The sequence below is a fragment of the Chitinophaga sp. 22308 genome (genome assembly GCF_052045305.1).
GTDB lineage: Bacteria > Bacteroidota > Bacteroidia > Chitinophagales > Chitinophagaceae > Chitinophaga > Chitinophaga varians_A.
This window is the reverse complement of the sequence record NZ_JBQEOP010000002.1, coordinates 1080724-1093874: the sequence shown is the minus strand read 5'-3', so window position 1 is coordinate 1093874 and position 13151 is coordinate 1080724. Positions and strand designations below refer to the sequence as shown.

Sequence of the window (13151 nt, the reverse complement as noted above, 5' to 3'; positions counted from 1 at the left end):
AATTCGCAGTGCGTTATAATAATGATTTAGCCTTTCATGCTCTGGTAGACATCGAGGTACTGTTGGGCCGAGCGTCCCCACGAGTGATTGAGCCGCATGCCACGCAGGCGGATTTCCGACAGGTGGGCGGTATCGTTGAACAGTTCCACTGCACGTTTTACGGAGTAACAGGCGTCCCATACCCCTGCCTGATTAAAACGTATGCCAAAACCGCCGGGATCTCCAAAATCGGTCACGGTATCTTTTAATCCGCCGGTACTACGGACCATGGGCACTGTTCCGTAACGCAGGGCATAGAGCTGGTTTAACCCGCAGGGCTCTACTCTGGACGGCATCAGCAGAAAATCGCTGCCGGCATATATCAGGTGTGACAGTGCTTCGTTGTAGCCAATATGGAGATTAAACCCATAGCTTACGTCATGCCGGGTTTGTTGTAGTGACCATTCCACATATGGATCTCCGCTACCCAGTACGAGGAAGTTTACCTCACCTGGCAGTTCACGCAAAGAGCGGCCAATGATCTCAGGCAACAGGTCGGCGCCCTTATCTCCTACCAGCCGGCCAATAAAGGATACCAGCGGCAGCGAGACATCGAAACCGAACCGTTCACAGAGGGCTTGTTTGTTTTCTTTCTTTCCCTGTGCTACCGTCTCCAGATCATAGTTGGCCTGTACCATGTGGTCCGTTTCCGGGTCCCATACAGCCGTATCGATACCATTGATGATGCCCGCCGTTTTGGCTTTTTCATGACTGATCAGCCATTCGAGGCCGTTAGCGTTCTGATACAGTTCTTCCAGGTAACCCGGCGACACGGTGGTTACGCGCCAGGCACATTTGATGGCAGCGGCCAGCGGATTGATGGCCCCGCCCCAGTCCAGCAGGCCGGCCTTCCACAGGTCGAAAGACGGGATGAGGTACAGCCTGTCCCATCCAAACTGGCCCTGATACTGGGCATTATGAATAGTCAGCACGGAGGGGACTTCCTTCATGCGCTCATACTTGTAGCCGTAGCTCATCAGAAAAGGAATCAGACCAGTATGATGATCGTGACAGTGAATTACATCCGGCTGATGGTTCCACTCGTTGATCCAGTCCAGCACAGCGATCTGGAAAGCGAGGAAACGCTCGGTGTCATTAGGGTAACCGTATACCCCGGGGGTGTCCAGCAGGCCGGGGATGTCTACCAGGTATAAATCGAAGCCCAGTTCATTGTTGCGCTCCTTTAAAACATTGAAATGGTACCAGTCGTGTCCCAGCCACATGCCAGCCTGGTGCACCACGTCAAATTCATGCGTATCATAATATTTGTTCCTGTAGGCCGGCACCACCACTTTGGCGATGGCCCCCAGCTCGTATTGGTATTTGGGCAATGCCCCTACCACGTCACCGAGCCCACCTACTTTGGCTACCGGGTAACATTCCGCGCTAACGTGTAAAATCTCCATGCTAAATAATTGATAATCTAATTTAAGTTAATTGGTAAAAACAAGAAAACAAAGGGTTTCGGCCATTTTATTTTAGCAGTGTGTTTTACCGCCGCAGCCCCCGGCTTTTAGTATATTTGCAGTACCTACACTTATCCTTTACCGGTGATTGTCATGTGCATCCGTTAAAACCTCCTGTTATGGATTTTGGCCGTGTTACACCTGCGGAGCTGGAAGAACTGGACTTCAAACTGCCCGCTGAACCGCTTTTCAACAAAAAAGTGCTGAAAGGCAAGCCCGTTAAGAAACCGCAGGCCTGGCTGGGCTGCGCCAAATGGGGACGCAAGGAATGGATCGGGAAAATATATCCCAAAGGCACCAAAGAAGCCCTTTTCCTTCCGGAATATGTGCGCCATTTCAACAGCATTGAGCTCAATGCCACCCACTACCAGATCTACGGGCCGGACACCATCTCCAAATGGGACGCATCGGCCAAAGGCCTGGAGTTTAAATTCTGTCCCAAAGTACCACAGGCCATCAGCCATTTCAGCAATCTCAGTCCCGCTACGGCCGGCCCCAGGACCACTTCTTTCCTGGAAGGCGTGCTGGCCTTCGGCAAACACCTGGGACCTATCTTCCTGCAGCTGAGCGACAAGTACGGCCCCGCCAAACGGAAAGCCCTATACGATTACCTGGCCTCGCTGCCTACTGACTTGCAGTTTTTCCTGGAAGTAAGGCATAAGGAATGGTATGAAGATGAAGCCGTCCGGCTGGAACTGTTTGACAAGCTGAGGGAACTGAAAGTAGGCGCCATTATCACCGATACCGCCGGCAGAAGGGACTGCGCCCATATGCACCTGACCGTCCCTAAAATATTCATCCGTTTTGTGGGCAACAGCCTGCATCCTACCGACTACACCCGTATCGACGACTGGGCCAACCGCATCAAATACTGGCTGGACAACGGTTTACAGGAAGTCTATTTCTTCATGCACATGCACGACGAAGCCCTGTCGCCCGACCTGGCCGCCTACCTGGCCGACAGAATAGAAGCCGTCTGCGGGCTACAGGTAAAAAAGCCGCAATTTGTAAAGGAATAGTGTTTTTTTTGACGAATACATTACAAGAGATAAAAAAGCCGGACTGAAATATTAATTTCGCCCTCTCTAAACCCGGTACATACCATGATGCGCGAAAAGCTGGAACAATTGGCCCAGGAACTGGAAGGAACGCTTTATACAGACGATACCATGCGGACACTCTATGCCACCGATGCGTCGGCATACCGTGAGATGCCGCTGGCCGTGGCCATCCCTGAATCAACAGACGACCTGAAGAAACTCATCTCTTTTGCGCGTACCAACAAAACATCGCTGATACCCCGCACGGCAGGCACCTCGCTGGCAGGCCAGGTGGTAGGCAACGGTATCATTACCGACGTGTCCCGCAACTTCACGAAAATACTGGAGCTCAATACTTCCGAAAACTGGGTACGGGTGCAGCCCGGCGTCATCCGCGACGAGCTGAACATGTACCTGAAGCCGCACGGCTTTTATTTTGGCCCTGAAACATCCACCGCCAACCGCGCCATGATTGGCGGGATGGTGGGCAACAACTCCTGTGGCTCCAACAGCGTTGTGTACGGCAGTACCCGCGAACACCTGCTGGAAGTAAAAGCATTACTGAGCAACGGTGAAGAAGTCACCTTCAGCACCCTCAGCCCTGATGCCTTTCATGCCAAATGCGAAGGCCCCGACACGCTCGAGACCCGTATCTACCGGCAGATACGCAGCACCCTCAGCGACTATCGCAACCAGGAGGAGATACGCCGCGAATTTCCCAAGAAGAGCATCCCCCGCCGCAATACCGGCTACGCCGTGGACATGCTGCTGGAAACAGCTCCTTTTACCGCCGGCACCGAAGATTTTAACTTCTGCAAACTCATCGCAGGCTCCGAAGGCACCCTCGCGTTTATCACAGAAATAAAACTGCACATCGATCCGCTTCCCCCAAAAGAAACCGGCTTGCTGTGCATCCATTTCAACAGTGTCGATGAATCCTTGCGGGCCAATATCCAGGTGATGGAATACAAACCCAGCGCCAGCGAACTGATAGACCATTTCATCCTGGAATGCACCAAAGACAATATCGAACAACGTAAAAATCGCTTTTTCGTACAGGGAGATCCCGGCGCCATCCTCGTGGTGGAATTCTGCCGCAACACCCGCGAAGAAGTGAAGGAAATAGCCGGCAAACTGGAAGCCCAGCTGCGCGCCGCCGGACTGGGTTACCACTTCCCGCTCCTCTTTGGGGACGATACCAAAAAAATATGGACCCTCCGCAAAGCGGGACTGGGACTGCTCAGTAACCTCCCCGGTGACGAAAAAGCCGTTCCGGTAATTGAAGATACCGCCGTGGCCGTGGAAGACCTCCCCGATTTTATTCGTGACTTCAACGTCATCCTGCAGCAGTACAACCTGCATGCGGTACACTACGCCCACGCCGGCAGCGGCGAAATCCACCTCCGCCCTATCATCAACCTGAAAACGGAAGAAGGCAATCAGCTTTTCAGAAAAATCGCGGAAGAAATCGCGACCCTCGTCAAAAAATACAATGGCTCTCTCAGCGGTGAACATGGCGACGGCCGCCTGCGCGGAGAATTCATCCGCCAGATGGTAGGCGAAAAAAACTATGAACTGCTACGGCAGATCAAATACACCTGGGACCCTGAAAATATCTTCAATCCTCATAAAATCGTGGACACACCGTCCATGAACAGCATGTTGCGCTACGAGCCCGGACAAAAAACACCGGACTTCCATACCATCTTCCATTTCCCGGAACAGACCATTCTGCAGCACGCAGAGCAATGCAACGGTTCCGGCGACTGCCGCAAGACGCCGCTCAGCGGTGGCACTATGTGCCCCAGCTACATGGCCACCCGCAACGAAAAAGATACCACCCGTGCCAGGGCCAACATCCTGCGGGAGTTCCTGACGCACTCCACCAAAGAAAACCGCTTCGACCATAAAGAGATCTACGACGTACTGGACCTCTGCCTCGCCTGCAAGGGCTGTAAGTCAGAATGCCCGTCCAACGTGGACATGGCCAAACTGAAGATGGAATTCCTGCAACATTACCACGACGCCAACGGCGTCCCCCTGCGGGCCAAAATGATAGGCAATTTTTCCAAACTGTCCGGTCTCGCTGCTATTGCGCCAGGCATCTACAATGGGCTGATCAACAACAGCTTTACCGGCGGCATTATCCGCAAGTTCAGCGGTTTTGCGTCCAAACGCTCACTGCCGGAACTGCACCATACCACGCTGCGGAAATGGTTCCGGCAAACCTGGCCAAAAGAAAAGCAAGGCACCGGCAACCGCACCGTCTATCTTTTCTGTGATGAGTTCACCAACTATAACGACACGCCTGTTGGCATTAAAGCCGTGCAATTGCTGCAACGCCTCGGCTATGAAGTGAAAATGATCGACCACCCGGAGAGCGCCCGTGCGTATATGTCCAAAGGACTGCTGCGTAAGGCACGTGAACTGGCAGAAGAGAATGTTCGTATATTCAGTGCCGTTATCAACGACAACGTTCCGCTGCTGGGCGTAGAACCTTCTGCCATCCTCAGCTTCCGCGACGAGTACCCTGACCTTGTCCGCGAAAACCTTCGTCAGCAGGCGCAAACATTGGCTAAGAACTGTTTCCTGATCGATGAATTTATTGCCAGCGAAGCAGAGAAAGGAAATATTACCGCAGCACAGTTCACCACGCAACCGCAGCAGATCAAGCTGCACGGGCACTGTCAGCAGAAAGCCCTGTCCTCTGCGCTGCACAGCAAGAAGATGCTTTCTATCCCGCAGCATTACACCGTGGAAGTAATCCCTTCCGGCTGTTGCGGTATGGCCGGCTCCTTTGGCTACGAAAAAGAGCACTACGACCTTAGTATGCAGATCGGGGAAATGGTGCTGTTCCCGGCAGTACGCAACGCCGCCACCGGTACGCTGATAGCCGCTCCCGGCACCAGCTGCCGCCACCAGGTGAAAGACGGCACCGGCGTAAAAGCACAACATCCGGTGGAAATATTATTTGACAGCCTGATTTAAAAAGACGACGATATACTATTAAACAAAAAAAGCGAAGGGACCAGGTCCCTTCGCTTTTTTATGTTGGTTATACTAAGTTTTACCGAAGACCGATATTGTTCACCACCTCATCGGGGTAACCATAAAATTTTGCATACAGAATTTTGTTCAGTTCCACCGCCGTTCCCGGTTCCTTCACTTTACCTATTACAAACGGATTACCGCCGCCAATAACATGGTCCGGCACATCTCTGCTCACCGTGGAGTTGGCCCCGATGATCACATCATCTCCTACAGTGACAGGGCCTGCTATCACTGTGCCGGCACAAATAAAACACCAGCTGCCTATTACAGGGGTGGTCCTGTTGCCTTTCGTTTTTCCGAAATTGCCGCCGAGGGTCACATGCTGCCCGATAGTGGTCATAGCCCCTATTTTAACATTCCCCCCAATGATCACACCATAGGGATGTGGCAAACGGAGCCCGCCGGCAATGTCTGCAGTATGCGCCAGCGTAGAACCATAACGGCGCCGGAGGCGGTTCGAATAATAAAAAGTCAGTATTTTTATCCGCTTACTATGGAAGTAGCTACATAATCTGAATAACAACACTGCATGGAAGGCCTCGCTTTTTAAAGCCCTTTGGACAACGAGTAACAACAGCTTTCCTTTTCCACCCCGGGGTGCGGTAGGTACGCCGTTTCTAACGTTATACCATGACAGGTCCATCTTTATTTTATCCCAAAAACCCATATTGTTTTGATTAATAATAGTGTGTGCCACTCAGGTATTTTCATTGCCGGAGGAAGGAAGCCAGCCATGAGATGCTGCTCCTGATAAGATATGGCATATAAAAAAGACCTGTGTTCAGCAGGTTATTAAAGGTTTTTCAATTTTCTGTTCTACTATTCTGACGGCAGCAAAGATAGAAAACAATTTCACATTCAGCGTGTGTGCGCTATTAAGCCTGTGTATAATTTTGTTTCATACCGGAACAGGACCATCCCGTTTTCCTGGTACTTTTCAAAGATATCCTCCAGATCCTTTACCATGGCCGTATAACCGGAATGTGTCTTATCCGGCATATACGATGAAGAGGATAACAGTCCTTTCAGCGCAGGAAAATCAAAACGTTGCACATTTTGAAAAGTTTTCTCCCGGAAGCTGCCTGCTGCAAAAAAGATGCCCAGCTGTGCCGGCCCCACATTCCGGTGTTTCATGTCTTTATAGTCAATCCCATGCTGATGCAGCAGGTTTTCATAGGCTTGTTCAAAGGGAGTGTTCATCTGCCGGAAGTTCCACATCAGTACGCCACAGGCATTTTCTTTTGCGATACGCCGGAACTCTTCGCCGGCGGCTTCCTGATTGAACCAGTGAAAAGCCTGCCCGGCAACGATCAGGTCTGCTGAGCGGGAAGGCAGGGTGGTACGTTCTGCCGTTCCCGTTATACTCCGGAAGTTAGGATACCGCTGCAGCAGTTTTTCAGCAGCCTCCCGCATTTCCTTATTAGGCTCCACCGCATAAACGACATTGCCGTTGTCCAGAAAAGGTTCTGCAGAAATACCGGTACCGGAGCCTATATCGGCTATTACTGACTGTTGCGTAAGCCCTGCTTCGGCAGCCAGGTATGGTATGATTGCTACCGGGTAATGCGGCCGGTACTTTACATAGTTGTCCACCCTGTTGCTGAAGCGTTCTGTACTTTTCATGGTATAAAACTATGTTATTCACCCAGACCTTTGGGTTTCTTTTCTTCATTGCCGTGTGCTTCCAGCTCTGCCAGTTTCTTTTTACCGTAAGCCAGTTTGGTGATGAGCACATACAATACCGGAACGGTGAACACGCCAAGGATAGTGGCGGCCAGCATCCCGCCAATAACGGTGAAGCCTATATTAACACGGGAAGCGGCGCCTGCGCCTTTCGCGAGGCACAGCGGCACCACGCCAAGGATAAACGCAAAGGATGTCATCAGGATAGGCCTGAAACGCAGCTTCACGGCTTCCAGCGTGGCATCCAGCAATGGCATTCCCCTGTCTACACGCTCTTTGCAGAACTCCACGATCAGGATGGCATTTTTAGCGGCCAGACCGATCAACGTGATCAGACCAATCTGGGAATATACGCTGTTGGCCTGTTTGGTGAGCGCCAGCGCGGCGATGGAACCAAACAACGCCACCGGTACGGCCAGCAGTACGGAGAATGGTACTGACCAGCTCTCGTACAAGGCGGTGAGCAGCAGGAACACAAACAGGATAGACAACATGAATATCAACACACTGCTGTTACCCGCTTTGATTTCCTGCAACGACACGTTGGTCCACTCGTAACCGAAATTTTCCGGCAACACCTTGGCAGCCACTTCCTGTAAGGCTTTGATGGCGTCACCGCTACTGTAGCCTACTTTACTGTCCCCGTCTATTTCCACGGAGCGGTAGAGGTTAAAGTGGTTGATTACCGGAGCGCCTGCGCCTTTTTTGGAGGTGATGAGCGCGCTGAGCGGCACCATCTGCCCCAGGTTATTACGGACGTAATAAGTAGCGAGATTATCAATGCTGGTGCGATATAGCGAGTCTGCCTGCATCACCACGCGGAAACTGCGACTGAACCGCGTGAAGTCGTTGACATAGAGGCCGCCGAGGAAAGTTTGCAAGGCATTGAACACGTCGCTGACGGCCACGCCCAATTGTTTACACTTGTCCCTGTCCACTTCCACATTGAACTGCGGCGTATTGGCGCTGAAGAAAGCGTAGGCCCGCGCAATTTCCGGCCGCTGGTTGGCGGCCATGAGGAACTGTCCCATTACCTGGGTGAACTGCTTAATATCCGGATTGCTTTTCTGTTCCAGCACGAACGAGAAACCGCCCGAAGTACCCATACCACGCAGTGTGGGCGCGGGAATAGCAATGATCGTGGCGCCTATGATACGGGAGGCGGCTCCCTGTATGCGGCCCAATACCTTACCGATATCGTCTCCATGCGCATAGCGCTCGTCCCATGGTTTGAGGCTCACGAAGAAGGTGCCGGAGTTGGGTTTCACCGCATTGGCCACAAAGTTCATCCCGGTGATGCCGAAGAAGTGGTTAACGGCGCTGTCAGCGCTGAGGATATTCCCGATTTCATCCACCACTTCTTTCGTTCGTTCGGTGGAAGAAGCTTCCGGCAGTTCCAATGCGATAAAGAGGGCACCCATGTCTTCCTGGGGCACAAAGGTGGTGGGCGTCTTCTTAAAAAGATAAAAAGCGGCGACAAACAACACGGCCAGCAAAATGAGCACTACCGGCGTAAAACGGATGGAACGCATCACCATGTTGCCATAACGGTTGGTAACACGGGTAAACCATTCGTTGAACTTATAAAAGAACTTATTGAGCCCGTGGGATTTTTTAGTGAGATGTGCCGGCCGCAGCAAAATGGCTGTGAGCGCCGGCGTGAGCGTTAACGCCAGGAAAGCCGAGAGCAACACGGAGAACGCGATGGTGAGCGCAAACTGCTGGTACAAGCGTCCGCTTACCCCTGGAATAAATGCCACCGGCACAAACACCGCTGCGAGGATCAGCGCGATAGCGATTACCGGCGCCTGCACCTCGGACATGGCCTTGAAAGTAGCTTCCCGTGGCGACATCAGGTCGGCATCTATATGGTGCTGGACCGCTTCCACCACCACGATGGCGTCGTCCACCACGATACCGATGGCCAGTACGAAACCGAAGAGGGTAAGGGTGTTGATGGAAAACCCAAGTAACTGGAAGAAAATAAAGGTACCGATCAGCGAGATGGGAATTACCAATATCGGGATGATGGTGGCACGCCAGTTTTGCAGGAACACAAACACCACGATCACCACCAGTGCGAGCGCTTCGAGGAAGGTGTGGATCACCTCATTGATGGATATTTTTACGAATGAAGTCGTTTCAAAAGGAATGAGCCAGTTCACATCTTCCGGAAAAGACTTGCTTAGTTCTTCCATTTTAGCGATCACCCGGTCGTTCACATTGAGCGCGTTGGCGCCGGGCGCCAGGTAGATGGCCAGACCGCTACCGGTTTTACCGTCCGCTTTGGCGTCGATGGCATAGCTGAAAGAGCCGAGGTTGATGCGGGCCACGTCACGCAGGCGAACGAGGCCGCCGTTCGGGTTTTTCGCTACCACTACGTTGCCAAATTCTTCTGAAGTGGCCAGACGGCCTTTTACGCTTACCGTATATTCAAAAGCCTGTGTACGTGACATAGGCGGCGCCCCGATACTACCGGCAGGCACCTGCTGGTTCTGTTCGGTGATGGCCCGGGCAACATCGGCAGCGGTCAGGTTGAGCGCCGCCATCTTGTCGGGGTTGAGCCATATACGCATGCTATAGTCCTGTGAGAACACGTTCACATCGCCGACCCCTTCGATACGGGCCAGTTCCGGTTTGAGATAGATATTGATGTAGTTGTCGAGGAATTCACGGGTATGTTTGCCTTTGGGTGAGTTAAGCCCGATCACCATCAACATGTCATTAGAACGTTTTTTAACGGTCACCCCTACACGCCTTACTTCGTCCGGCGTACTGGGGAGTGCGAGGCTTACCCTGTTTTGTACGTCGAGCGTAGCGATATCGGGATCGGTGCCGAGGTTGAACGTAACGGTGATGCTCATGGAGCCGTCGTTGGCGCTTACGGACTGTATGTACATGGCGCCGGGCGTACCGTTCACCTGGTTTTCGATGGGCGTGGTCACCGTTTCTTCCACTGTGGTGGAGTTGGCGCCCACATACACAGCCCGCACGTCTGTCACGGGTGGCGCAATATCGGGCAACTGGGCAATAGGCAGGTTAAACATGCAGATCAACCCTACAATCACCAGGATGATGGATATAACTATCGTAGTATTCTTGCGCTCTATAAAAGTTTTTGAAATCATACTGTGATGGCGATTTTAGGAATTAATGTTTACCTGCCGGCGGTGCTGCCGGTGTGCCCGGACCGGCCACATTCACCGTATCTCCGGGCCTTACTTTCTGAAGGCCTTCCACGATGATCCTGTCGCCGGCCTTGAGGCCGCTTTCCACGATCAGCATGGTGTCGGCGACGGGGCCGGGCGTGATATGCACCGGCTGTACGACGTTGTCTTTCGTGAGCGTCATCACGGAAGTTTCGGAGAGGGTTTCTACAATTGCTTTAGCAGGAATGGCCACCTGTGTGGCGGGGGTGGCGTACTGCATGACCACTACGCCGCTCATGCCTGACTTCAGCTGGTTGTCTTTATTATCAAATACCAGGCGCACCCGGATGGTACCGGTCTGCGGGTCCACGATATTATTGATGGCTTGTATTTTCCCCTGTTCCCCGTAGGTTTCGCCGTTGGTGAATTTCAGGAAGAATTTTTCATCGCCCTGTCCTTTCTGAATGCGCAGGAACTGCGGGATGCTGGCTTGTGGCACGTCGAAGTCGGCGAAAATGGGATGTTCATTGACGAGAGTGTTGATCAGTGTCTGGCCGGCGTTGACGATATCGCCTACTTTGATCTGTACGATACCGATGCTGCCGCTGACGGGGGCACGGATAACAGCGTGGTTGACGTCCGTGCCGGCGCGGGCCACGGCTGCCTTGGCGGCCGCCAGGTTAGCTTTGGAAGTCATCACGGCGGTGTACGCCTGGTCTACCGTCTGCCGGGAGATAGCGTCGTGCTCCAGCAGGGTCTTATACCGCTCATAATCCTTTTCTTTCTGGGCGAGGTCAGCTTCGGCCTGTTGCTGGGTGGCAGCCACCTGGCCGTAAGCGGCCACATAACGGCTTTTATCTATCTCGTATAGTGGCTGTCCTTTTTTCACCATACTTCCGTCTTTTACTTTGATACCGGAGAGATAGCCGGTCACGTCCGAGCGGATAGCCACTTCATCATGCGCCGTCAGCGTGGCCGGGAATTGAGAGTGCACGGTATAGGAAGCCGGCACTACTTCCTGCGCTACAACGGTTGCCTTCATCATGCCCATCATGGCCGCCTGTTGCTGTTGTTTTTTTCCACCGCCACAGGCAGTACCCAGCAGTGCAACCACGATTATGATCCAATTTGATTTCAGGTGCATATGGAGAAAAAATTAATAATTGTTGTATGAGTTGCTGTATTATTTAATTCTGCCTGTGGCCTTGTCCAGGTCTGTTTTGCTGATCAGGGTATTGAGCATGGCATTGACGTAGTCTGTCCGGGCCTGTGTAAGCTGGCTTTCCGCAGAGATCACGTCCAGGCTGGTGGCCACGCCCTGTTCAAACTTCAGCACGATGCGGTCGTATATGCCCTGCGTTAGGGCCATATTCGTCTTCTGTGTAACGAACGTGGCTTTATTGCTTTCGTAGGCAGTATTAGCGCTCTTTACCTCCAGCTTGATCTGTTGTGACAGGAAGTCGAGATCATTTTGTGATTTTTTCAGGGTGATCCGTTCTTCCTGGATCTGATGGAGCCTTTCCGTGCCGGTAAAAATGGACCATGATAAATTGAGACCCAGCGCAGAAGCCCCGAAACCTTCTTTATACAGGTCGCCGAAACGGGTAGAGAACCAGTTGACCCCGTAATTGACGAAAAAATTCAGTTTAGGCAGATAGGCCATCTTCTTGCTTTTCAGGCTGAGTTCATTCAGGGCTATCTGGGTGTTCTGAATGCTGTATTCGATACGGTCTTCCACTTTATAGTTGAGCGTATCGGCAGAAAAGGACTCCACATTGAGGTCCTGTACGGTTTCCCGGAGTTCGAGGTTGCTTTCCTGCGGCATGCCCATCTGGAACTTCAATAACTGCATCGTATATACGAGTTCCCGGATCTGGTTTTCGATCTGGGTGACGCCGTTATTATAGGACACCTGTATCCGGTCCACATCTACCCTTTCGGACACTCCGGCATCGTAGCGGGCTTTGGTGTCGGTGAGGGTTTTACGCAACTGGTCGAGGTTGGATTTCGACAGGCGGATATTTTCCTGGTTGGTGAGCACCGCGTAGTAGGCCTTGATGATGGCCACTTTGGTATCGATTTCCGTACGTGTCAGCGTTTTGGTGGCCAGTCCGCGATATACGCGGGAAGCTTTCAGTCCGAGGAAATAATCGCTTTGAAAGACGGTCTGGTTTACCTGGCCGGTGGCATTGGAACTGAAGCGGGTACCAAACTGCACGGGAATTTTCCGGTCATAGTTGCCGCTGGCGATATCGGGTATCAGAGAGGTGGCCAGTTTCAGATTGTCGGTGAAGTTAGCATTGATGTCCGCATGGGGAAACAGCTTTGCGGTGGCTTCCTTTACCTGTTCCTTCGAAAAATCCACGTCCAGGTTGGCATTGACCATATCATGATGATGCGCGGTCCCGTATTGTATGCAGTCGGCCAGGTTAAAGGCGTAGTTCCCCCTGGTTGTATCCATCTGCCCGTAAGTGGTATTTATTCCTGACAACAAAAAAGTAGAAATCAATATAAGGGTACAACGCATACTTATAACATTGAAAGTATATGATGATTGATAGATACCTAACAAACGAAAAAAGAAAAGGTTGTAAAGCAGCGATCGGCGGTTGACAGGGCCGCAACGCAAAAAAGAATCTGACCGGAGGCGGTCGCACAGGAAATGCTGCTCCCCGAATATACGAAACTGTTAGATTAAAAAAACCGTGGCAGGATGCTTTATT

8 protein-coding genes are annotated in these 13151 nt (G+C 52.1%); 2 read left to right on the top strand and 6 right to left on the bottom strand.

Annotated features, from left to right (window positions below):
- Nucleotides 1–26 precede the first annotated feature (26 nt).
- The gene (locus tag ACTJJS_RS11280) at nucleotides 27–1445 is read right to left on the bottom strand and encodes a glycogen synthase (protein ID WP_440663773.1); all 1419 of its coding nucleotides are present in this window, start codon (nucleotides 1443–1445) and stop codon (nucleotides 27–29) included.
- Nucleotides 1446–1624: 179 nt separating this feature from the next.
- Between ACTJJS_RS11280 and ACTJJS_RS11275 the strand changes: the two genes are divergently transcribed.
- Both ACTJJS_RS11275 and ACTJJS_RS11270 read left to right on the top strand, forming a co-directional pair.
- The gene (locus ACTJJS_RS11275) at nucleotides 1625–2524 is read left to right on the top strand and encodes a DUF72 domain-containing protein (protein WP_440663772.1); all 900 of its coding nucleotides are present in this window, start codon (nucleotides 1625–1627) and stop codon (nucleotides 2522–2524) included.
- A gap of 84 nt (nucleotides 2525–2608) precedes the next feature.
- A complete protein-coding gene (locus ACTJJS_RS11270; RefSeq protein WP_440663771.1) occupies nucleotides 2609–5533 on the top strand; it encodes an FAD-binding and (Fe-S)-binding domain-containing protein in 2925 nt (974 codons plus the stop codon).
- A gap of 79 nt (nucleotides 5534–5612) precedes the next feature.
- Here the strand turns inward: ACTJJS_RS11270 and ACTJJS_RS11265 are convergent, their stop codons facing one another.
- The 5 genes from ACTJJS_RS11265 to ACTJJS_RS11245 form a co-directional block, all read right to left on the bottom strand.
- Entirely contained in the window at nucleotides 5613–6263 is a 651-nt protein-coding gene (locus tag ACTJJS_RS11265) for a serine O-acetyltransferase (RefSeq protein ID WP_440663770.1), read from the bottom strand.
- Nucleotides 6264–6454: 191 nt separating this feature from the next.
- The gene (locus ACTJJS_RS11260) at nucleotides 6455–7219 is read right to left on the bottom strand and encodes a class I SAM-dependent methyltransferase (protein ID WP_440663769.1); all 765 of its coding nucleotides are present in this window, start codon (nucleotides 7217–7219) and stop codon (nucleotides 6455–6457) included.
- 14 nt (nucleotides 7220–7233) lie between these two features.
- A complete protein-coding gene (locus ACTJJS_RS11255) occupies nucleotides 7234–10407 on the bottom strand; it encodes an efflux RND transporter permease subunit (protein WP_168873025.1) in 3174 nt (1057 codons plus the stop codon).
- A gap of 22 nt (nucleotides 10408–10429) precedes the next feature.
- Nucleotides 10430–11542: an efflux RND transporter periplasmic adaptor subunit gene (locus ACTJJS_RS11250; RefSeq protein WP_440663768.1), complete on the bottom strand. Its 1113-nt coding sequence runs from the start codon at nucleotides 11540–11542 to the stop codon at nucleotides 10430–10432.
- A gap of 69 nt (nucleotides 11543–11611) precedes the next feature.
- Nucleotides 11612–12889, bottom strand: coding sequence for a TolC family protein (locus ACTJJS_RS11245; protein WP_168873023.1), 1278 nt, complete (start codon nucleotides 12887–12889; stop codon nucleotides 11612–11614).
- Nucleotides 12890–13151: the final 262 nt, after the last annotated feature.

What these genes read in the sequence shown, in the direction of transcription:
- ACTJJS_RS11280 (WP_440663773.1), bottom strand. Translation starts at nt 1,445, where the DNA reads ATGGAGATTTTACACGTTAGCGCGGAATGTTACCCGGTAGCCAAAGTA.
- ACTJJS_RS11275 (WP_440663772.1), top strand. Translation starts at nt 1,625, where the DNA reads ATGGATTTTGGCCGTGTTACACCTGCGGAGCTGGAAGAACTGGACTTC.
- ACTJJS_RS11270 (WP_440663771.1), top strand. Translation starts at nt 2,609, where the DNA reads ATGATGCGCGAAAAGCTGGAACAATTGGCCCAGGAACTGGAAGGAACG.
- ACTJJS_RS11265 (WP_440663770.1), bottom strand. Translation starts at nt 6,263, where the DNA reads ATGGGTTTTTGGGATAAAATAAAGATGGACCTGTCATGGTATAACGTT.
- ACTJJS_RS11260 (WP_440663769.1), bottom strand. Translation starts at nt 7,219, where the DNA reads ATGAAAAGTACAGAACGCTTCAGCAACAGGGTGGACAACTATGTAAAG.
- ACTJJS_RS11255 (WP_168873025.1), bottom strand. Translation starts at nt 10,407, where the DNA reads ATGATTTCAAAAACTTTTATAGAGCGCAAGAATACTACGATAGTTATA.
- ACTJJS_RS11245 (WP_168873023.1), bottom strand. Translation starts at nt 12,889, where the DNA reads ATGGATACAACCAGGGGGAACTACGCCTTTAACCTGGCCGACTGCATA.